The organism is Parabacteroides sp. ASF519, assembly GCF_000364265.2.
In the GTDB taxonomy this organism is placed as follows: Bacteria; Bacteroidota; Bacteroidia; order Bacteroidales; family Tannerellaceae; genus Parabacteroides; species Parabacteroides goldsteinii.
Genome location: NZ_AQFV02000006.1, coordinates 6,768,694 through 6,788,389 on the forward strand (window position 1 = coordinate 6,768,694; position 19,696 = coordinate 6,788,389).

Genomic DNA, 19,696 nt, shown 5'->3' on the forward strand with positions numbered 1-19,696 from the left:
GTATATGTTAAAGCATACGAAGATTGTTGCTACAATTTCTGATCAACGTTGTGATGTGGAATTTGTCCGCTCACTGTACAATGCAGGAATGAATGTTGTGCGCCTGAATACGGCCCACATGATGGAAGAAGGTTTAAACCGTGTTGTTACAAATGTACGCGAAGTATCCGACCGCATCGGTATATTGATGGATACCAAAGGCCCGGAAGTACGTACCACTACGGCAAAAGAGCCAATACCTTTTACAACCGGCGACACCGTTAAGATAATCGGTGATCCGGAAAAAGAGACAACCCGTGATTGCATTTATGTTTCATACAGAAACTTTATCGGTGACCTGACCATCGGCAGCGATGTCCTGATCGACGACGGCGACCTGGAACTGAAAGTCATCGAGAAACAGGATGATTATCTGCTCTGTGAAGTGCAGAACGACGCTACATTAGGAAGCCGCAAAAGCGTGAACGTTCCCGGTGTACGCATCAACCTCCCTTCACTGACAGAGAAAGACCGTAAAAATATTCTTTGGGCGATTGAAAACGAACTGGATTTCATTGCTCACTCTTTCGTAAGAAACAAACAGGATGTATTGGATATACAACAGATCCTGGACGAACATAAAAGTCCGATCAAGATCATTGCCAAGATCGAAAACCAGGAAGGTGTCGACAATATCGATGAAATCCTGGAAGTAGCTTACGGTATCATGATCGCCCGCGGTGACCTGGGTATCGAAGTTCCGGCCGAAAAGATTCCGGGAATCCAACGTGTGTTGATCCGCAAATGCGTGGAAGTGAAAAAGCCGGTGATCGTTGCGACCCAGATGCTTCACTCCATGATCAAGAATCCGCGCCCTACCCGTGCGGAAGTAACCGATATTGCCAACGCAATCTATTACCGCACAGACGCATTGATGCTTAGCGGTGAAACAGCTTACGGTAAATATCCGCTGGAAGCAGTCCAGACAATGACTAAGGTTGCCCGCGAAGCTGAAAAGACCAAGCTAGCCGCCAACGACATCCGTGTACCTATCGAAGGTAACGACCTGGATGTTACTTCATTCCTGGCAAAACAAGCGGTAAAATCTTCCAACAAGCTACATGTAAAGGCAATCATCACCGACAGCCACACCGGACGTACAGCCCGTTACCTGGCCGCTTTCCGTGGTACCTCAACGGTATTTGCCATCTGCTATAACCCACGCGTAACCCGCATGCTTTCTCTGTCATATGGCGTATGGGCCGTATATCAGCCGTGGGATGACAGCCGTCGCGGTTATTTCTACAGCGCACTGAACGAATTGATTAAGAGCGGACGTATCACCCGTAACGACATGGTTGCTTACCTGAGCGGCAGCTTCGGTGAAGGTGGCGGCACGACATTCCTCGAAATCAACAACGTTGGAAAAGTGTTGGATGCCGGAAGTAAATATTCACTCCCGACCTTTAAGGAATAAATAAAATAAAACAGGAAAAGGTGTCGCAAAAGTCGGTAAAACGCTTTTGCTACATCTTTTTTCGTATATTTGAAGCATAAACATTCTTTATTTAAATGACATTAGACGAATACATTCTCAATCACAGCGACGAAGAAGGCGCATTGTTATCCGCGTTAAACCGCGATGCCAATGTCAATCTCTTGCGTCCCCGTATGCTGTCCGGCCATCTGCAAGGACGGATACTGAAAATGTTTTGTCGCATGCTTCGTCCCCGCCGTGTATTGGAAATAGGGACCTACACCGGTTACGCCACGCTCTGCCTGGCCGAAGGAACCGAAGACGACGCCCTGATCCATACACTCGAGATCAATGATGAAATGGAAGATTTCATCATGAAATATCTCTCACGCTCTCCCCTGAAAGATAAAATAAAGCTGCATATAGGCGATGCGATGAAAATCATACCGGAACTGGACGAAACATTCGACCTGGTATTTATCGATGCCGACAAACGCTTGTATTCCGACTATTACGATCTGGTATTTCCCAAAGTGCGTCCGGGAGGCCTGATTCTGGCCGATAACACCCTGTGGGATGGTAAAGTTTTGGAAAAACCTCACCCGTCAGATAAACAAACCATCGGGATACTTAGTTTTAATGATAAAATAAAAGAAGACCCCCGGGTGGAGAAAGTGATCCTTCCGCTTCGCGACGGTCTGACAATGATATGGAAAAAATAAATTGATAACGATATGGAAAGTACAAGACTGAACAAGATAGGTCGTCTGATCCAGAAAGAATTGGGCGATATTTTCCAGAAACAGACCCAGGGAATGCCGGGTATATTGATTTCTGTAAGTGCGGTACGCGTCAGCCCCGACCTGGGCGTTGCCAAAGCATACCTGAGCATCTTCCCTTCCGAAAAAGGGAAAGAGTTACTGGAATCGATCCGTGCAAATACCAAAGCGATCCGTTTCGATTTGGGTAAACGTATAGGAAAACAGGTCCGCATTATCCCGGAACTGAGTTTCTTCATTGACGATTCGCTGGATTATATTGAAAACATTGACAAACTGTTACAGAAATAAGAGAATCAAGCGTTGAACCTTTCGTTTTATATAGCCCGACGGTACCTCTTTTCGAAGAAATCCCACAATGCCATCAATATTATTTCGATGGTATGTGTCTGCGGTGTAGTCATTGCTACCACCGCAGTTGTTTGTGCACTGTCGGTCTATAACGGGTTCAATGACCTGGTAGCAGACATGTTCAGCAGTTTCGACCCGGAGTTGAAGATTTCTCCTCGCACCGGGAAAGTGTTCGACCCGACAACTGCCGAATTCCAACAGGTAAAACAATTACCCGATATTGCCTATTTCGGAGAAGTTCTTCAGGATAATGCATTAATACGCTATCACGACCGTCAGGATGTGGCAATAATCAAAGGGGTGGACGACAACTTCAGCCATCTGACCCAAATAGACAGCGTACTGATAGACGGCAGCTTCATCCTGAAAGACGAAGTAACCGATTATGCCATTCTCGGAGTCGGACTGTCATCCAAACTGGGAGCCAAACCAGGATTCGCTTCTCCGCTTGAGATTTATGTCCCCAAACGGAATGAAAAAGTCAATTTATCCAACCCGGCTTCTTCATTCAGTCAGGAATATGCCTATATAGGCGGAGTCTTTATGATTAACCAGCAGGTATACGACGAAGGATACATGATACTCCCCCTTTCACTGGTACGTGAGTTATATAAATACGACAAGGAAGTCACCTCCATCGAACTGAAAATTGCTGACGGAGCCAACATATCTTCAGTCAAAAAGCAGCTCAAATCCATCCTGGGTGACCGGTTTATCATACAAGACCGTTACGAACAACAGGAAGCATCCTTCAAAATGATGCAGGTAGAAAAATGGATCACTTACCTGATACTTTCATTTATCCTGACAATCGCCTTGTTCAACGTAGTCGGTTCGCTGTCTATGCTGATGATAGAAAAGAAAGATGACGTACATACCCTTCGGAATATGGGGGCTGACAATAAACTTATCCGTCGTATCTTTCTATTTGAAGGCTGGATGATCTCCGGATTCGGAGCTCTGATAGGGATTGTGATCGGTCTGGCATTGTGCTTTTTACAGCGACAATTCGGATTGATTAAATTGGGACAAACAGCAGGTGCTTTTATTATCGACGCATATCCGGTGCGGGTGATGTTCACTGATGCCCTGATTGCGTTTATTACGGTAGCGGCCATTGGATTCATGGCCGCCTGGTATCCCGTACATTATCTGGGAAAGAAATGGTTTAATTAAATTCTTTCCCGTATTTTATCTGTGCATCTGCCACAAACTGCTTAATACGCTGTTCGTCATCTTTTTTGCAGATAAGCAATACATTTCCCGATTCAGCCACGATGCAATCTTCAACACCCTGAATCACAGCCAGTCTTTTTGAATTACCTACGGCAATTACATTTCCTGAACTTTCATAAAGCAATGCATTACTATTCTTCAATACAGCATTATTATTTTCATCTTTCGGAGCCAAATCAAACAAGGACCCCCAAGTACCCAAGTCTGCCCAACCGAAATCAGTGCATAACATATACACATTATCCGCCTTCTCCATAATACCGTAGTCGATGGAAATCTTCAGGCAATAAGGGAAGTTCTCATGTATAAACTCACGTTCGTTTTCCGTATTGAACTTATCCTTACCCAGGTCAAACCGGACGGCAATATCCGGAAGATATTTGGCAAAAGCTTCCAGAATTGTATTTACGTTCCATACAAACAGACCTGAATTCCAGAAAAACTCACCGCTTTCATAAAAGACTTTTGCCAGTTCCAGATTCGGTTTCTCCGTAAAAGTCTTCACCTTGGTAAATTCTCCCAGCATGGAATCGCTGCTCTGGATATAACCATAACCTGTTTCAGGACGGCTCGGTTTGATACCCAACGTAACCAATGCATTATTGTTCTTTACAAAATCCAATCCTTTCTGAACGTCTTTCAGAAATATATCTTCTTTCAGGATCAGATGATCGGAAGGAGCAACAACAATATTGGCATTCGGATTACATGCTCTTATATGGTAAGCAGCGTAAGCAATACAAGGAGCTGTATTTCTACGTGCCGGTTCCAGCAGGATCTGGTCTTCTTTCAATTCGGGCAACTGTTCTTTAATCAAGTCGGCGTAAGCTTCGTTAGTAACGATAAAAATATTTTCTACCGGGATGATTTTGGAAAAACGATCGAAAGTCATTTGCAACAGGGAACGTCCGGTCCCGAAAAAATCTAAGAATTGTTTTGGATAACTTTCTCTGCTAAAAGGCCAGAAGCGACTGCCAATCCCTCCACCCATGATAACGCAATAATTATCTTTCATGATACACAGGTTGTTTTTTAATTATACTCTTACAAAGTTAACGAAATAATCCGGTATTTATTCTCCTATCTTATATTATTCCCCGAAAGCTATAGATAATTTGAAAAAAAATCGCTGAACGTTTGCACAAATAAAAAATATGCGTACCTTTGCAACGCATTAGCAAAAAAGCAAATGCCCAGATGGCGGAATTGGTAGACGCGCTGGTCTCAAACACCAGTGGATTCACTTCCATGCCGGTTCGATCCCGGCTCTGGGTACACTACTTTAAATTAAGTTCCTGATTATCTATAGATAGTCAGGACTTTTTATTTTAGTGCGGAACGAATTACGGAACGTTTGATACTTATTAACTTCGGTATAGAGCTAAATTAACCGCATCACTTATTAAATGCTAATATGTATATCTGTTTTTCTGAAATATCGCCAAATGCTTCTTCTTCAAAACTCCCAAACTTATGGATAATCTCAAATCCAGCCCCTTCCAGATAGGAGTCTAATTCCTGAGGAAAAAACAATCTCATATCCAGATTTTGAATTGAATGAAACTCACCATTTATAAAGTAATGCCATTCTATGCGGTTAATTTGAGTTGCGTTTTCATAACGCATTGTCTGCTTTATCAAGACTTCCCTTCCATCATCAGTTGTATATGCTGCAATTTCCTGTTGTTCCTTTTCACCTTCAACAATATATTGAATATTAGGGTTAAAGCAATCTAACAGGAATAAACCTCCGTCTTTAAGATGATTTTTAACGACATTAAATACCTCAAATAAATCTTCATTCTTATATAAATGATGAATTGAATTAAATGGAATAAAAATAAAGTCAAATTTTTCGTGCAAATCTAACGTTCTAATATCCGCTTTAATGAAAGTAATCTCTACTCCTGCTTCAGAGGCTTTTGCCTTTGCTTGTTCAAGCATGGATGAAGTGTAATCGACTCCACAAATATTGTATCCATCCTTTGCAATTGGAAGCGTAAGTCTGCCTGTTCCACAACAAAGTTCAAGTATTTTAGCATCCCTATTTTTCGGCAGCCACTTTTTGTAAAACTGCAAATCGGATAGGAAGGTATTTAATCCATCATAAATACTTGCGTCATAAATCAAATCGCCCACCTTGTAATCTGTATTCATTCTGTTCTTTAAATTATATTTTTTGTGTATGGCCTCAGGTTAGTCTGTTTCCAATAAGACAAAATTAATATCTTTTTCTCTTCATGACATTAACCTTGCAAGTAATAAGTTCCATAACAAATCACAGCAATATCAAAAAGATAAAAAATTCCAGTTATCTGATAGGTAGATTTGGAAAGTTCCCATGATTTTATTTGATTATCAAAATGATATTTTATGTATATGGAGGATAAGCTATACAGTGGGGTGGAATGTCGATTCATTTTTATGGAATTCTCGCGAGGTTTCCTCTGCTGTCTTTGTTCTGATTTATGTTATATTTTTAGCGTAATGATATGTATTGCTTATGTTTTTGGACAATATACTGCATGCATATCTATTATTATTGGTATTTTGACATTTATCGCTTACCTGGATAAATGGTTGTTCTGGAAACAAAAAGTGCTTTAAAACATATAATTTCCTCTCTTAAAAGTACCTATTGACATCTTGCACCACTATGAATTAACATATATTTGCAATAGATTTCTACTACAATAAAAAGACATCTCGTTTAAAATGAAAAAAATCTCGTTTTAAACGAAGTTCATGTTTGTTTATAGCAAAATAAAAAGTTGATATAAAACGCCCATCACGTTAATAAATGTATATACACCTCTTCCAGAATGACTGATTGAAAAATAAGCACGTTCTTATTCAGTGACATTTTCTATCATAATGTTTGCATATCCCCCTATTCGACTGTCTTTTTGTCGTTTCATAAAACAAATTACAATTATAGAAAACCATTCTCTTTTCTTTTAAAAAAGCTTTGACATCGATCGCACATAATACACCTATCAGCCGCTAAAAAAATATTAAAGACTTCTGTTGTGCTTCTTTCAGGTCAATATTGATATTTAAATCCCGTACACTTTATCACTTATTCATAGTGTTAAAAACATTTTGAACATCTTTTTGTGTCTATTCCAAGATATTTTCGGGAATTGCTGGTGTGGTATTAAGTACTCCCACTATCGTATAATTTGTATCATCTATCGTGGTTTTTAAAATTGGTTCTTCTATACCCACACTTCTGCTGAGAGTTTCATGTACAAGAGCTTTCCAATCCACACCTAAACAAACTTGTATCATATTGATGACAGTATTGCTACTTGTTTCTCCGTCAAGAAGTTCAAATCTCAGACTGTGAGGAGTATGTGCTATAGCTTCATCAGTAAAATTCCCATTTATGTCCGAAGCATAATTTAATGTTAAATAAGGTATACCATACGTATTTGATGAGTTACCTATACCATATTCTATCTTGACTGAGAATTCGTATGTTCCTTTTGCTATCAAGGTATTAGTGGCTCCTGTTCCAGAACCTGTGTTTCGGAAGAAATAACAATCTTTTGCTTCATTATTTATCAAATAGACTAATGTTCCCTGTGAAAGTGCCGGATGATTGCTATTTTTTATCGCATAAGCCAAATAAGAGTCTGTTACTTTTATTTTCAATCCAACCTCCTCATTAACAATATTGTCTTTTATGGTAACGGTGGTTTCTCCTTTTTGCTTCGGGGTGATAACTAAATTTCCCATATCTATCGAACTTGACAAATCCACAGACACATCCAAGATATCTGTTTTTTCAACAGTTACAGAATAATTCCTGTTGCCACCTCTAATGGATATAGATTGATTTCCTAATAATGGAACCTCGTAATACTCTTTTTCAAACGATAGAGGGTATATTTCTTTTTTCTCATCATCATCACTTCCGCAACTGCCAAATCCCATAGCCGAAAAAAATAGCAACAGTATTTTGAACAAAGTCTTTATATTCATGTTTTCTTTATGAATTTAGTTTATAGATTACAAATATACTTATTTCCTGAGATCTAGAAAGTAATATACTTTTTATTGAGAAGGATTTCAAGTGCTGTGCCCGGCAAAGCTGCTTTTTACTCATCCCTCAACGCTCTAACCGGGTTTCCGGAGGCTGCCTTGAAGCTATGCCAACTGACAGTTAATAACGTTATAATGAGAACAATTAATAATGACAAAATATATGTCCAGACGCTAAAACGCGCCCGATAAACAAAACTTTGCATCCATTGATTAAGCAGACACCAGGTTACAGGGACAGCAACAACGAAAGCAATCCCAATCCATATAATAAACTGACGATTGAGCAGTTTTATAATCTGCCAGGTAGTCGATCCGTTTACTTTTCGGATCCCGATCTCTTTTGTTCGTTGTTCGATAGCGTACAGCGCCATACCGAAAAGCCCGAAACAGGTGAGCAGGATACTGATAACCGAATACATCATCAACAAATCGGACAATTCGAAAAGTTTCTTGTTATTACCCAAAACTTTATCATACAAGCTCTCATGTTCAAGGTAATTCCCAGGATAAAGCTGATCCCATTCCTTATAAATTTGTTTGATAACCGAAGCATTTCCGGGAGCTATGCGGACTTTTAAATCAGTTCCATTCCTGGCAAAACCAATAATACCTTTATCGACAGGAGTTTCAAGGCTATTAGGAATATATAGCTTAAAATAATCTTCAACAACCCCGGCAATAACATGATCATCACCAAAAGGAGGACGGTCCTTCAACCGGGGTTCGTATTCTTTTATAAGATTCCCGACAGGCAGTTCTCCATCCGGAAACAGGCTCTGAGCCCAGGTACGGTTCAGATAAACCGGATGCGGATACCTTTCTATCGCTTCTTTCCAGGGCAGACCTTTCAATAGCTTATAGCCCATAACTTCCATTATTTCTTCATCACCATCCTCTGAAGTATAAGATTCATATGTACCATCCGGCGAAAACTCACCGAGAGGCCATTCATATATGGGATTGCTTAATGCCACCGCCTGTATGCCCAAAAGAGAACCGATATTTTCTTTAAGTCGTAACATAGATGTCTTGTTATCTCCGACTGAGAAAATATAAATACCTTTATAATTTTCTGCTTTATCATATAAAAGTGAGATTTGCCGCCGTACGGAAATATTACCGATTATCAGAATAAATGAAATAACGAACTGAACGATAGCCAGCGAGGTAATGATACGCCCTTTTGCTTTTCCCCGATAGAAATTGTTATACATGGAAATCGACATTTCCGGTAAACGCCGGCTCATATACAAAGCAGGAATACACGCCAATAAAAGAATAAACCCGAATGTAACCGGCAGCATCTGACTACTATACAGAAAATTAACCGGAACCTGAATAGACATGATGCGATTCATTATCCCCAGCAGATCGAATTGTATCAGTTGTGCAATCAGGAAACCGAAACCAACAGTCATAAATGTATCAGCAAATAATTGCATGCTCAATTGTCCGCTTCCTGCTCCCATCAGTTTCTGTATATGCAGGGAGTATAACTGTTTAAATACACGTGAAAAGCTTAGATTAACATAATTGAAACAAGCTATGACCAATATCAGAATAGCTGAAAAAAGAGCAATAAACAGTAATGTCGTATTTGGTTTCTTCAACGATGACGGGAGCGTTACCGTATCAAAACAAGCCTGTTGAATAGTGAGGAGTTCATTCTCAAAATCCTGACCATCACTTCTCTGAAGAACCAAACGCCCTGTTTTAGCCTGTAAGTCGGGAACGGAGACATTCTTTTTCAGCAGAAAGAAGTTTAATCCGGAAGAGGGATCGCCAAAGAATAAAGCATCAAAGCCGAAAGCCGCCTGGCTATTATCTTTCACCACAGCAGAAACAGTAAAAGTCAATAACCCTTTTTCATCCCCGAAATCACCAGGGCCGAATAATATCTGAACCGTTTGTCCTATCGGGTCACTCTCTCCGAACAAACGTTTAGAAAAAGATTCTGTCAGGACTATCCGATCCGGTCCCACCTGGGTATCCGCAAAACTCCCCCTTACAATTTCCTGAGGAAAGAATGAAAGAAAAGTACTATCCGACTCTATTACTTTTATCTCTTTGAAGAAATTCTCTCCGGCTTTACAATAGGTAACCATGAAATAAGGATGTACCCGGCACGCCTTATCCAATTCCGGGACACGTTCGAGTAACAAGGAAGTGATATCCCGTGAAACCGTATTGAAAGCAGTCATTCCTGCCCCCGAAATCGTTTGTTTAACCACAACCATCCTATCTTTGTTCGGATTCTCCTGTTCTATATTATACTCATGGATAACAAAAGCTGCCAATAAGTTGGTACAAGCAATACCTACTGCCAGGCTGAGGATAGAGATTACAGTAAATGTTTTATTACGCAACCAACTCCGAAATATAAGTTTTAATGATATGTTCCCCATGATATTTCTGTTTTGGGCCAAAACTAATCAGTCTCTGTCTGCCTGACAACAAAAATAGCATTCCTTTGTAACAACAAGATGAAATCGTCTAAATTTTAGACAATTCAGGGAAGTGGCTACCCATAAATCAGAGGTTCAGTCGAAAGCTGAGTATTTTGAATGTATCGTGTTGGTTTAAATTGTACTTTTGCAATATAAGGATATCTTAAATTATTTTCATGAACTATAAAGCACAAATAGATACTGTCCTTCATTATATAAACTCACAAATACAGAAAGATTGGTCAGCAGAAGCGGACAATGCTTTCAATAATGCAACATCTATTGCCCAACTGGCAGATATTGCTTGTTTGTCTAAACGTAATTTTCAGTTGATGTTCAAATCTTATATGAAGGAAACAGTAAAACAATATGTGAATCGGCTTCGGACTGAATACGGATTGTATCTACTGAAGAAAAACGTCCTTTCCCAAAAAGAAATTGCCGAACACATCGGATGGGCAAACGAGACGGCTTTTTATAATGCTTTCAAAAAGAAGTTTACACAATCTCCGACAAAATATAAAGTCGAAAAGTTTGAGAAACTGCATACTCCTGATATTGAATGCTATCAAATAGATTATACTCTCATAGAACTACCCGAAACGCCAATTATCTTTTTCCTTTATCAAGGAAGTTATGTTGATTATATTTCTGAGCTCTTTGAAGAAGACAGCTGGAACAAACTTTATGAATATGCCGAACAAAATCATCTACTCTCTTCAAAAGAAGAGTATTGGGGTATTTGCTATGACGACTGTGATATAACAGCAGACGAAAAGTGTAGATTCTATGCAGGATTAACTGTTAACAATTTACCTCAAATAAAAATAACAGATGAGATAAAAACTATGTATTTACCCAAAGCCAATTATGCCGTTTATACACACAAAGGTCCTTATGACAAACTTGAATCTTTCTATAACGCCATTTTACAGCAAATACCTAAAGGATATGACTTAAGCGAAGGTTTAATTTTAGAACGGTATCTAAACAGCATAGCAGAAACTTCGGAGGAGGAGGGACTACTAACCGAAGTTCTGCTACCAGTTATTCCTAACTTACTCCAATGAGAAATTCCACAAAAGATTATTTTTTTCCTCAAAGTCAGAAGCAACCTTATACCTTCGTTGTTTTTTTACCTCCAGTTTTCTTCGCTTTATTATCTCTGCAGAAGTATTCTGTAAAACGATTTCATCAGTAGAATTGTCTTCTCCCACCATCTTATCATGATCTCTTGCTTCCAATCCCATTGTCTTCAAGACGATATTAGGACTCCCATTTTTTGCTCCAACAATATTGAAATCAGAATCCCACACACTTCTAATTAGAAAACTTACAGGAACACCTTCATGACCAACAACTATATCAAACCGAGTATATGTATCATCTACATTGCTAGAACTTAAATAGATACGAAATCCTTTTTTGTTTTGAACTTCTGTTTGTTCTTTGTATTTGGATGTTTTATAAATAAAATTAGTCCTATACCAATCGTGAGCATCATCTCCGATTCCACCATAATATATCTCCAACATTCTAATAATATACTTATGGTTTCGGATACATAAAGTTGAGCCTAATAGAGATTGGGCCAATGTTTCAACCGCCTGTATTGAAATTTTCTTAGCATCAACATCACCTATAAAGTTTCCATTCTCATCTATAAGATTTTTCATTTCATCAAAATAACGAGTCATAATGTCATTTTTTAGTTATTAATTCAAAGTACTAACAAAAACATCTCTTCATCAAGAGCTATGCCCTAATATACACATGTTGCTTTAGAAATCAGTAGTTTCTTCAAAAAAAAACTACACAATTATAATATCCTGCATCCTGAAAAATACCCTAGCTAACTTTCAAGATTATTCTTCCGCTTCATTTCTTTAAGTATCTTCTTTTGATTTTTAGTAATTTTACTTGTTCCATTTATCCAACGCTGAAGCTTTACTCCAACCCAGAATAGACCTTCAAACACTAATATGAAAATAATTAACTCTTTCATGTCTTCACTTTTTATAAGGTTATACATTCGTTTTCACAGACTTTCATTTTTATATTCCATGTAATACAATTAAGTACTCCACCATCTAATGCAATTTCATTGGAATTTATGGGAATTACCTCACAGTAAGGAAATAAATCTTTCGCATAATCAAGTGCTACTTCATCCATATTTAAACCAAATTGAGGGAACAGTATACAATCTTCAAGCTGCATAAAGTTGATATAGATTCCTTTAGCAGTATAATCTCCATCATCGTTCTTTTCATCTACGAATTCTGCAGGAAACGGGATAATATTTAAACTTATGTTTTCCAGTGCTTTATTCATCTTATCTTGCCAACTCTTACTTTCATTGGAATAATCAGCAACCAACAAGTCTGTATCGTTCATAAATCGAACCATTCCATCTGCATGTCCTGTCATTTCATACGGAGCTTGAGGTATAAAATAAACATTCCCCACGCCAAGTTCTTTTTTAATTATGTTTTCAATCGCATCTTTATTGAACTTTGGATTGTCTTTCAAGACCTTTTCTGTAAGAATAACACAAGTTCCAGATTTCACAATATTGCCTCCATCAATAACTAAATCAATCTTTTTAGCATTCATCTTCTGATTAACTCTAACTTCAAAGGGGATTGTCAATTTAGAGATATATTTTGGTGAAAGATAGTAATCGGGAAAATAATCAAATTGAACAAAGTCATTTATATCCGTTTGAACGGGCATATAGTCCCTACACCAAATATCACGGGTATACTCAATGAAACTATATCCGATTCTTTTCTCTATCAATATACTCTCCAATCTTTCCCAAAATGAAGAATATCTATCCGTTTCTTTTATTAAAGAACTGAAATATACAAAGTTGGTTTCTTTATCTGTAATCATGTTTTCAAGTTTTATAATGCAAAATTAGACTAACCGAAAAAAGAAAAGCTACTCAAAAATGCAAAACTAATCACCTTCCGTATCTTTAGTATCGGTTTGATAGAAATCGTCTAAATTTTAGACAACGCCGGGATTTGATTACTAAAAAACCATACATCCAATTAAAAGCAGACCACTTTACATTTACCTTGTCGGTTTAAATTGTACTTTTGTGACAAAGGATATGTTGAATCGCAGATTACACCGGATCATTATCGGAGGAATAACAGGAATCGTGTTATTCTCACTCATAGGTGCCTGGCTTTTAATCAGCCGGACTTCTCTTTTTTTTGCTTTTGTCTGTATCTGTATGATCATAGCTTTGGCTATTATGCTGATAAGGAAAATGGACAAGACAAACCGCCAGCTGGAAAGCTTCTTCAGCGCAATCAATAACAACGATTTCAACGCCCACTTCACAGAAAAAGGGGACGATAAATTCCTGAACGGGTTATTCCGGGAGATGAACCGGATTATCACACAATTTGAAAACAATCATACCGAATTAGAGGAACGGCGATTCTATTACGAGAGTATCATTCGGGTATTGACACATGAAATCAGAAACTCCATTACACCGATAGCCTCCTTGTCGGCCGACCTGATCAAATATAATGATGAATATGGTAAAGAAGGGACAATCGACGGGTTGCAAACCATTAACCAGCAAGTGCAGCAACTAAATATTTTCCTGAATGCCTATCACCGATTAACCCATCTCCCTGACCCGGTCAAAGCAAAAGTCCAAATCAGTTCTTTGTTCGACAAGCTTGAACGGTTATTGAGTTCGGAACAAGGCAGTGAAAACATTCGCTATATTTCACCGGAAAACATAGAAATCCTACTGGATCAAAACTTAATAACACTGGCACTCATTAATCTTATCCGCAACGCCTTACAGGCCACAACCAATACCCCGGAACCACAGATTAGGATTGAGGCAGGGAAAAAAGCCACTTCTTCATTCATACAGATAACTGATAACGGGGAAGGCATTCCGGCAAACCGACTGGAAGATATCTTCATTCCCTTTTATTCCACCAAAAAAGAAGGAAGCGGAATAGGGTTGCCACTATCCCGGCGCATTATGCAACTCCATGGCGGAGAACTTCTTGTGAACTCAGAACCCGGAGAAGGAACAGTGTTCCGCATGACATTCCCCGGTCATTGACAGATCTGAATTATTCATCCCCTTTCTTCAACAAATAAAAGCAACTTGTACTAAAGAAGTTTCTCAGATACGGAACGGAAGAAAGAACTCTACCCAGCTTTCGCGGTGATAATCCGAACTTAACCTCATAATGCGGATTTATAAAAAATAATTGCTGGTCAACAATCTGATATCCCGTCTGTTTTACAAGATTCCGGAACATTTCAATGGTGCATTTCGTTTCTTTAATACTCAGCAACTCCTTTATTGTATCTTCTTCTTCACCGCCTGTTTCCAGTATCCATTTATATAAAACCCGTGGAAGCAAATGTATGAAAGGAAGATGCGAAACAACCCTGCCCCTTGCTATCTGCTGATGCCCTCCGAACGGCATCTGCCAGGCGGGAAAGGCGATAAAGATCATACCGCCTGCCGATAGATAACGTTTCATACCGGACAGAAATTGAGATTTATCATTGATATGTTCAATCACATCGTGTACAAGTATAAGCGGGAAATGTTTTTCCTGGTCCTTCAATCGAAAAATATCAGATGCGATAAAGGTTCCTCTCTGATTTCTTCGGGCGAAGAATGTTCGAGCCTGCTCTATTCGTAAAGAGGCAATGTCCACTCCGACTATTTCACAACCTGACTCGGCAAAAGGAAGCAGATTACCTCCTTCGCCACATCCCACTTCCAAAACTTTCTCCGGAAGGTCGCCAACTATTCGCTTTATATACGGAATATAATATTTCCGGGTTGTCTGTGCCTGTTCTTCAAAATAACGGTCACGGTTGATATGTCGTTCCTGCATCTCTTTTCTGTTTTTAAATATCTATAAGTATGATATTCTTTCAGGCAAAAGACTGCGTGGTTAAATCATGTTATTGAAACTTATTGTTTTTCCCTACCAACTGAAACGCAAACCGACAGGAACCGTGAATGTCACCGGGTGCTCTTTCCGGATAGTACGCAACCCGCTTCCGTCAGGAATATAATAATTGACAGTAGGCTCTATATAGAGACTGATGCGGGGAGTGAAATGATATTGTACACCTGTACTGGCATTAATCGACCATTGTAGAGGTACATTCAATGACTGACGCCCCATGCTCATAGGTATACTGTCCGTTATATGAGAAGTTTGAAGTGTCCCTTTTAACGGAATATCAAGTTGCATACCGGCTGTCGAGTAAAGCGAGAAATTCCTGAAATTACCCCAGCGATAAGAGACACGGAAAGGAATTCCTATATAATGGATTCTTTGTGTTTCCTGAATACGGAAATCATTACCTGTGGTAAAGTCGGATTTCAGGAAGGTGTACTGTAACCCCGTTTCAAGGCTCCAGCGTTCGTTTAGTTTTTTATTTGCTGAAAGCCCAATGGTAACAGGAGAATAGTGGTGTTGACTTTCTACAATATCTCCCTGATTGTTTTTTGCGATATTTATTATCGTAACTGAATCGCCCAAAGTACCTTCCTGATAACGGGTGTTCAGGTAAGTGTAATAATCCTCCCAGGTACTTACCTGCTGAGGAAGATCAGCCCCTACTCCACTGTCAGAATGGGGAGTAGCAATCAGTTTGTATATATTCTGAGCCAGTTGTGGACCCAACGAACCTGCCAGCATAAACTTCCAAACTCCTGCTTTCTTTTTACGTTGCACGGAGACAAAGTTTCCTTCCGGACACAAACCGGAGATAGTCGCACTTGGCAAATCAGAAACAAACAACGGTTTATTGACAGGTGGCACACTTATCGTAATATTTCCGACTGGTAAGATAGGCGGTACTTTTCCTGCATCCGCCAGTGGTGACGCACTAATCAGTTCTGGCAATTGTGAACGTTCTCCCGTACCGGGACAAACCTTCTGTTCCAGGGAATCGGTCTGCCTGTCTTCCTTCCTTTTTTCAGCTTTCGGCTGACGCATCGCCATCTTAGGCTGATGGCTTTGTTGTTTCTTTTTCCAGGGCAGATAATTGTAGAACAGCGGGACAAGAAGCAGCAGCAATATTATAATAACCAGGCGACAATCGACAATCATTTTTCTCAGCAACGCTTTCGCACGATACAATTGCGAAGATGATGAATGAGGAGCTATATGCAACAAGTCACCTATCTCTTTATGAGGCAGTCCTTCAAGCACCGCCAGTTTGAACACCTTTGAATAACCATCAGGAAGCCCTTCCACCAATTCCATCAACCGGTCATACGATACCAAATCAGCCATGAAAGGACTTTCCGCCGGTTCATCTTCTTCAGACATTTCAGACAAAGGGATAGTATTAACCATATTGTTTTGACTGAGATAATGAAGTGCGATATTCTTCATCACGACTCCCATCCAACTTTCCAACCTCTCCGGATTACGCAATGAGCCGATGGAAGTAAAGATAACAATGAAACCGTCATGCAGCAGGTCTTGTGCAATTTGTCTGTCGGGCACATAACGAAGGCATATCTTCATCATCTTTCCCGAGTACGTTTTATAAAGCTGGTTTAATGCCTGCTCATCACCTTTTTTGCACAAATCTACGAAGTCCTCTCTGTCCATGTCCCACAACATCATATAACTATGATGCGCTAATATGGAAAAGACTGCATGGGGTTTGCACTTTTTTATTCTCACATAAGAAAGATACTCAAATAGATGGATGTTAAAGCAAATTCGTTAAAGTAACACAAAAACGCGTTGAATACTATGTACCGAACAGACGAATATGTATTTTCGTACCCAAATTCAGCTGTACATTATTGCATGGCATTTACGCAACATACGATTTATACTGTCAAAGCACGGGCAATCTGTATCATCATGTTATTCCTGGTGTTACTCGATGTATTCGGATACGTTGTGCCCAATTACGATACACAGACAGCAGACCAGACGGAAATTTCCAACCAGGCGGAAGATACCGATGAGCCGGGTAATACGGACGAATTGTTTTACCGCAACGGGAACCGCCCCGTTCATCCTCTGATTCCGGTTTGTTCCGTACCGCTTCCCGACCTGTTCACACAGCTGGTTCATATTAATTACTATACCCCCGTTAACAACAGACCTGCCCCACGGCAGATACATTCCTTGTTCTGCACATTCCTTATTTAGTACACAGCCATATTCTTTCACCGGACGAAAGCATAATATCATATATTATAAGACTGCTGTATCATATATTGTGATACTCCGTTCTCATATATTATAATATTCTTGTATCATATATTATGATACTACCATCGTATGCAAACTCTCCGGCCCCGCCCATAAGACATTTAAATAATAAACTAAAACAGTATCATTTTCATGAACGAAATAATAATAATCATTTCACTTATCCTATTGAACGGCATATTTGCCATGTCTGAAATCGCATTAATCTCCGCCCGCAAATCGAGCCTGAACACTGACGCAAAGAAAGGCAGTAAAGCGGCTAAACTGGCCCTGAAACTGGCAAATGAGCCGGATCGTTTCCTCTCGACCATTCAAATCGGCATCACACTGATTGGTATCCTGACCGGTATCTATTCCGGTGCAACTTTGACGGACGACTTCTCGGTTATCCTGAAGAATTGGGGAGTATCCCCTCTTTACGCATCCCTCATTGCCCAGGGGTTGATTGTTGTAGCCGTCACTTACCTGACCCTGATATTCGGCGAACTTGTCCCTAAAAGAATCGGTTTGAGTATTGCAGAAAAAGCCTCCAAAGTTGTTGCCCGCCCGATGTATATCTTATCGCTGGTAGCCGCCCCGTTTGTATGGCTGCTGTCGAAAAGTACTTCCTGCATGTTCAACCTGCTGGGCATAAAGGACTCGGATAATAAGGTGACGGAAGAAGAAATCAAATCAATCGTACAGGAAGGAAAAGAAGGCGGAGAAGTACAGGAAGTAGAGCAGGACATCGTCGAACGTGTTTTCATCCTGGGCGACCTGAAGGTCAGTTCCATTATGACACAGCGGAATGAAATCATCTGGCTGGACCTGGATATGGATAAGAAGCAAGTGAAAAAGACTATCGAACAGGACTTATATGAAATGTATCCGGTGACCGGCAAGAAAAAGGGAGACGTGGAAGGAATCATCTTCCTGAAAGACCTGGTTCTCCATCTGGATACACCTGATTTCAATCTGGAGTGCATCGTCCGTCCGGCTTTCTATTTCCATGAGAACATGAGTGTCTATAAAGTGCTTGAAGAAATGAAAGAACAGGGAATAAGCCGTGCCCTGATATGCGACGAATTCGGTATGTGTCAGGGAATTATAACACTCAGGGATATTCTGGAAGCCTTGTTAGGCACCATCAACGATACGCAGAAGGAACCGGAGATTATCCAACGGAGCAACAACGACGGCTGGTTGGTCGACGGACAGTGTTCTTTTTATGATTTCCTGTCTTATTTCGATAAAGAAGATTTATATGAAAGATGTAACTATCATACGGTAGGAGGATTATTGCTGGAACAGTTGGGACATATCCCCCAATCCGGGGAACAAGCCGAATGGAACAACTTCCGCTTTGAGATTGTTGATATGGACGGAGCCAGAATAGATAAAATCCTGGTTCAGGTACCCAACGATAATAATGCATAAAATACCCTATGGACTTTTCAGATCTGATCCAATGGTGCCTGGAGCACCTCAGCTATTGGGTGATTTTAATCCTCATGATACTTGAAAACTCGCTGGTTCCGCTACCATCCGAGTTGATCGTCACACCTGCCGCCTACAAGGCGGCAAACGGTGAGATGAATATTTTCCTCGTGATACTTTTCACAACCTTGGGAGCGCTCATCGGAGCGTTGATCAATTACCATCTCGCCCTCTTCGTCGGCAGACCCATCGTCTATAAATTTGCCGACAGCCGTTTTGGCCATCTGCTCGGCATAAACCGGCAAAAGATAGAGTATGTGGAAGCATTCTTCCTGAAACACGGCAAGATATCGACTTTCTTCGGGAGGTTAATACCGGCCGTGCGGCAGTTCATTTCCATCCCTGCCGGACTGGCACGAATGCGGCTTCCCGCCTTTATTCTGTTCACAACACTCGGTTCGGCCATCTGGAACAGTATCCTGGTTCTGCTCGGATATTATCTGGCACAGATACTACCGGAAGACCGGTTGCTGGAAGAACTGGAGAGATACAGCAGGGAAATAAGCTATGTTTTTGTGGCATTGGTAACACTCGCCCTCATTACCTGGTATCTGAAAAGGAAACTAAAAGCATGTCGATAAAACCCTCGCTACACGTAAAGAAAAATATACGGCCGAAGCACGGGAGAACTTCTCCGGGAAT

Annotated in this window: 18 protein-coding genes and 1 tRNA gene; 10 read left to right on the forward strand and 9 right to left on the reverse strand. The window is 40.1% G+C overall.

Features of this window, described 5'->3' with window-relative positions:
* Positions 1–4: 4 nt before the first annotated feature.
* From pyk to C825_RS27270, 4 genes are all read left to right on the forward strand, one after another.
* On the forward strand, positions 5–1,456 hold the full coding sequence (gene pyk / locus C825_RS27255) for a pyruvate kinase (protein WP_010800891.1): 1,452 nt from the start codon (positions 5–7) through the stop codon (positions 1,454–1,456).
* A gap of 95 nt (positions 1,457–1,551) precedes the next feature.
* Positions 1,552–2,178: an O-methyltransferase gene (locus C825_RS27260; RefSeq protein WP_010800892.1), complete on the forward strand. Its 627-nt coding sequence runs from the start codon at positions 1,552–1,554 to the stop codon at positions 2,176–2,178.
* Positions 2,179–2,190: 12 nt separating this feature from the next.
* Entirely contained in the window at positions 2,191–2,526 is a 336-nt protein-coding gene (gene rbfA, locus C825_RS27265; protein ID WP_010800893.1) for a 30S ribosome-binding factor RbfA, read from the forward strand.
* Between the two features lie 12 nt (positions 2,527–2,538).
* Positions 2,539–3,762, forward strand: coding sequence for an ABC transporter permease (locus C825_RS27270; protein WP_010800894.1), 1,224 nt, complete (start codon positions 2,539–2,541; stop codon positions 3,760–3,762).
* On the opposite strand, the gene C825_RS27275 is transcribed toward C825_RS27270, so the two are convergent.
* On the reverse strand, positions 3,755–4,837 hold the full coding sequence (locus C825_RS27275) for a mannose-1-phosphate guanylyltransferase (RefSeq protein WP_010800895.1): 1,083 nt from the start codon (positions 4,835–4,837) through the stop codon (positions 3,755–3,757). The genes C825_RS27270 and C825_RS27275 overlap by 8 nt on opposite strands.
* A 176-nt stretch (positions 4,838–5,013) precedes the next feature.
* Here C825_RS27275 and C825_RS27280 point away from each other — a divergent pair.
* Positions 5,014–5,097 (forward strand) — tRNA-Leu (locus C825_RS27280).
* Positions 5,098–5,217: 120 nt separating this feature from the next.
* Here C825_RS27280 and C825_RS27285 read toward each other — a convergent pair.
* The 3 genes from C825_RS27285 to C825_RS27295 all read right to left on the reverse strand — a co-directional run bounded on the left by C825_RS27285 (position 5,218) and on the right by C825_RS27295 (position 10,277).
* Positions 5,218–5,979 (reverse strand): class I SAM-dependent methyltransferase, encoded by a 762-nt coding sequence (locus C825_RS27285; RefSeq protein WP_010800896.1) that lies wholly within the window; start codon positions 5,977–5,979, stop codon positions 5,218–5,220.
* A gap of 963 nt (positions 5,980–6,942) precedes the next feature.
* The gene (locus tag C825_RS27290) at positions 6,943–7,809 is read right to left on the reverse strand and encodes a hypothetical protein (protein ID WP_010800898.1); all 867 of its coding nucleotides are present in this window, start codon (positions 7,807–7,809) and stop codon (positions 6,943–6,945) included.
* A gap of 116 nt (positions 7,810–7,925) precedes the next feature.
* Positions 7,926–10,277: an ABC transporter permease gene (locus C825_RS27295; RefSeq protein ID WP_010800899.1), complete on the reverse strand. Its 2,352-nt coding sequence runs from the start codon at positions 10,275–10,277 to the stop codon at positions 7,926–7,928.
* Between the two features lie 218 nt (positions 10,278–10,495).
* Between C825_RS27295 and C825_RS27300 the strand changes: the two genes are divergently transcribed.
* Positions 10,496–11,389, forward strand: coding sequence for an AraC family transcriptional regulator (locus C825_RS27300; RefSeq protein ID WP_010800900.1), 894 nt, complete (start codon positions 10,496–10,498; stop codon positions 11,387–11,389).
* On the opposite strand, the gene C825_RS27305 is transcribed toward C825_RS27300, so the two are convergent.
* The 3 genes from C825_RS27305 to C825_RS27315 form a co-directional block, all read right to left on the reverse strand.
* Positions 11,378–12,016, reverse strand: a complete 639-nt coding sequence (locus tag C825_RS27305; protein ID WP_010800901.1) for a DNA-3-methyladenine glycosylase — start codon at positions 12,014–12,016, stop codon at positions 11,378–11,380. The genes C825_RS27300 and C825_RS27305 overlap by 12 nt on opposite strands.
* A gap of 155 nt (positions 12,017–12,171) precedes the next feature.
* Positions 12,172–12,324, reverse strand: coding sequence for a hypothetical protein (locus C825_RS27310; protein WP_157310086.1), 153 nt, complete (start codon positions 12,322–12,324; stop codon positions 12,172–12,174).
* An 11-nt stretch (positions 12,325–12,335) separates the two neighbouring features.
* A complete protein-coding gene (locus C825_RS27315; RefSeq protein ID WP_010800903.1) occupies positions 12,336–13,217 on the reverse strand; it encodes an agmatine deiminase family protein in 882 nt (293 codons plus the stop codon).
* Positions 13,218–13,440: 223 nt separating this feature from the next.
* Between C825_RS27315 and C825_RS27320 the strand changes: the two genes are divergently transcribed.
* On the forward strand, positions 13,441–14,427 hold the full coding sequence (locus C825_RS27320; RefSeq protein ID WP_010800904.1) for a sensor histidine kinase: 987 nt from the start codon (positions 13,441–13,443) through the stop codon (positions 14,425–14,427).
* A gap of 10 nt (positions 14,428–14,437) precedes the next feature.
* Here the strand turns inward: C825_RS27320 and C825_RS27325 are convergent, their stop codons facing one another.
* A complete protein-coding gene (locus C825_RS27325) occupies positions 14,438–15,220 on the reverse strand; it encodes a class I SAM-dependent methyltransferase (RefSeq protein WP_010800905.1) in 783 nt (260 codons plus the stop codon).
* A 93-nt stretch (positions 15,221–15,313) separates the two neighbouring features.
* Positions 15,314–16,960 carry a sigma-70 family RNA polymerase sigma factor gene (locus C825_RS27330; RefSeq protein WP_044215131.1) on the reverse strand — a complete coding sequence of 549 codons (1,647 nt, stop codon included), beginning with the start codon at positions 16,958–16,960 and terminating at the stop codon, positions 15,314–15,316.
* Between the two features lie 204 nt (positions 16,961–17,164).
* Here C825_RS27330 and C825_RS27335 point away from each other — a divergent pair, with 204 nt between their 5' ends.
* The 3 genes from C825_RS27335 (at position 17,165) to C825_RS27345 (ending at position 19,635) form a co-directional block, all read left to right on the forward strand.
* The gene (locus C825_RS27335; RefSeq protein WP_228100050.1) at positions 17,165–17,515 is read left to right on the forward strand and encodes a hypothetical protein; all 351 of its coding nucleotides are present in this window, start codon (positions 17,165–17,167) and stop codon (positions 17,513–17,515) included.
* 195 nt (positions 17,516–17,710) lie between these two features.
* Positions 17,711–18,994 carry a hemolysin family protein gene (locus tag C825_RS27340; protein WP_010800908.1) on the forward strand — a complete coding sequence of 428 codons (1,284 nt, stop codon included), beginning with the start codon at positions 17,711–17,713 and terminating at the stop codon, positions 18,992–18,994.
* Between the two features lie 8 nt (positions 18,995–19,002).
* Positions 19,003–19,635 (forward strand): DedA family protein, encoded by a 633-nt coding sequence (locus C825_RS27345; RefSeq protein ID WP_010800909.1) that lies wholly within the window; start codon positions 19,003–19,005, stop codon positions 19,633–19,635.
* The last annotated feature ends 61 nt before the right edge of the window (positions 19,636–19,696 follow it).

Bases quoted from the DNA above. Each gene is read 5' to 3' on its own strand.
- C825_RS27340 (WP_010800908.1), top strand. From the start codon at position 17,711: ATGAACGAAATAATAATAATCATTTCACTTATCCTATTGAACGGCATA.
- C825_RS27295 (WP_010800899.1), bottom strand. From the start codon at position 10,277: ATGGGGAACATATCATTAAAACTTATATTTCGGAGTTGGTTGCGTAAT.
- C825_RS27305 (WP_010800901.1), bottom strand. From the start codon at position 12,016: ATGACTCGTTATTTTGATGAAATGAAAAATCTTATAGATGAGAATGGA.
- C825_RS27300 (WP_010800900.1), top strand. From the start codon at position 10,496: ATGAACTATAAAGCACAAATAGATACTGTCCTTCATTATATAAACTCA.
- pyk (WP_010800891.1), top strand. From the start codon at position 5: ATGTTAAAGCATACGAAGATTGTTGCTACAATTTCTGATCAACGTTGT.
- C825_RS27320 (WP_010800904.1), top strand. From the start codon at position 13,441: ATGTTGAATCGCAGATTACACCGGATCATTATCGGAGGAATAACAGGA.
- C825_RS27310 (WP_157310086.1), bottom strand. From the start codon at position 12,324: ATGAAAGAGTTAATTATTTTCATATTAGTGTTTGAAGGTCTATTCTGG.
- C825_RS27260 (WP_010800892.1), top strand. From the start codon at position 1,552: ATGACATTAGACGAATACATTCTCAATCACAGCGACGAAGAAGGCGCA.
- C825_RS27325 (WP_010800905.1), bottom strand. From the start codon at position 15,220: ATGCAGGAACGACATATCAACCGTGACCGTTATTTTGAAGAACAGGCA.
- C825_RS27285 (WP_010800896.1), bottom strand. From the start codon at position 5,979: ATGAATACAGATTACAAGGTGGGCGATTTGATTTATGACGCAAGTATT.
- C825_RS27315 (WP_010800903.1), bottom strand. From the start codon at position 13,217: ATGATTACAGATAAAGAAACCAACTTTGTATATTTCAGTTCTTTAATA.
- C825_RS27330 (WP_044215131.1), bottom strand. From the start codon at position 16,960: ATGGACAGAGAGGACTTCGTAGATTTGTGCAAAAAAGGTGATGAGCAG.
- C825_RS27335 (WP_228100050.1), top strand. From the start codon at position 17,165: ATGGCATTTACGCAACATACGATTTATACTGTCAAAGCACGGGCAATC.
- C825_RS27275 (WP_010800895.1), bottom strand. From the start codon at position 4,837: ATGAAAGATAATTATTGCGTTATCATGGGTGGAGGGATTGGCAGTCGC.
- rbfA (WP_010800893.1), top strand. From the start codon at position 2,191: ATGGAAAGTACAAGACTGAACAAGATAGGTCGTCTGATCCAGAAAGAA.
- C825_RS27345 (WP_010800909.1), top strand. From the start codon at position 19,003: ATGGACTTTTCAGATCTGATCCAATGGTGCCTGGAGCACCTCAGCTAT.
- C825_RS27290 (WP_010800898.1), bottom strand. From the start codon at position 7,809: ATGAATATAAAGACTTTGTTCAAAATACTGTTGCTATTTTTTTCGGCT.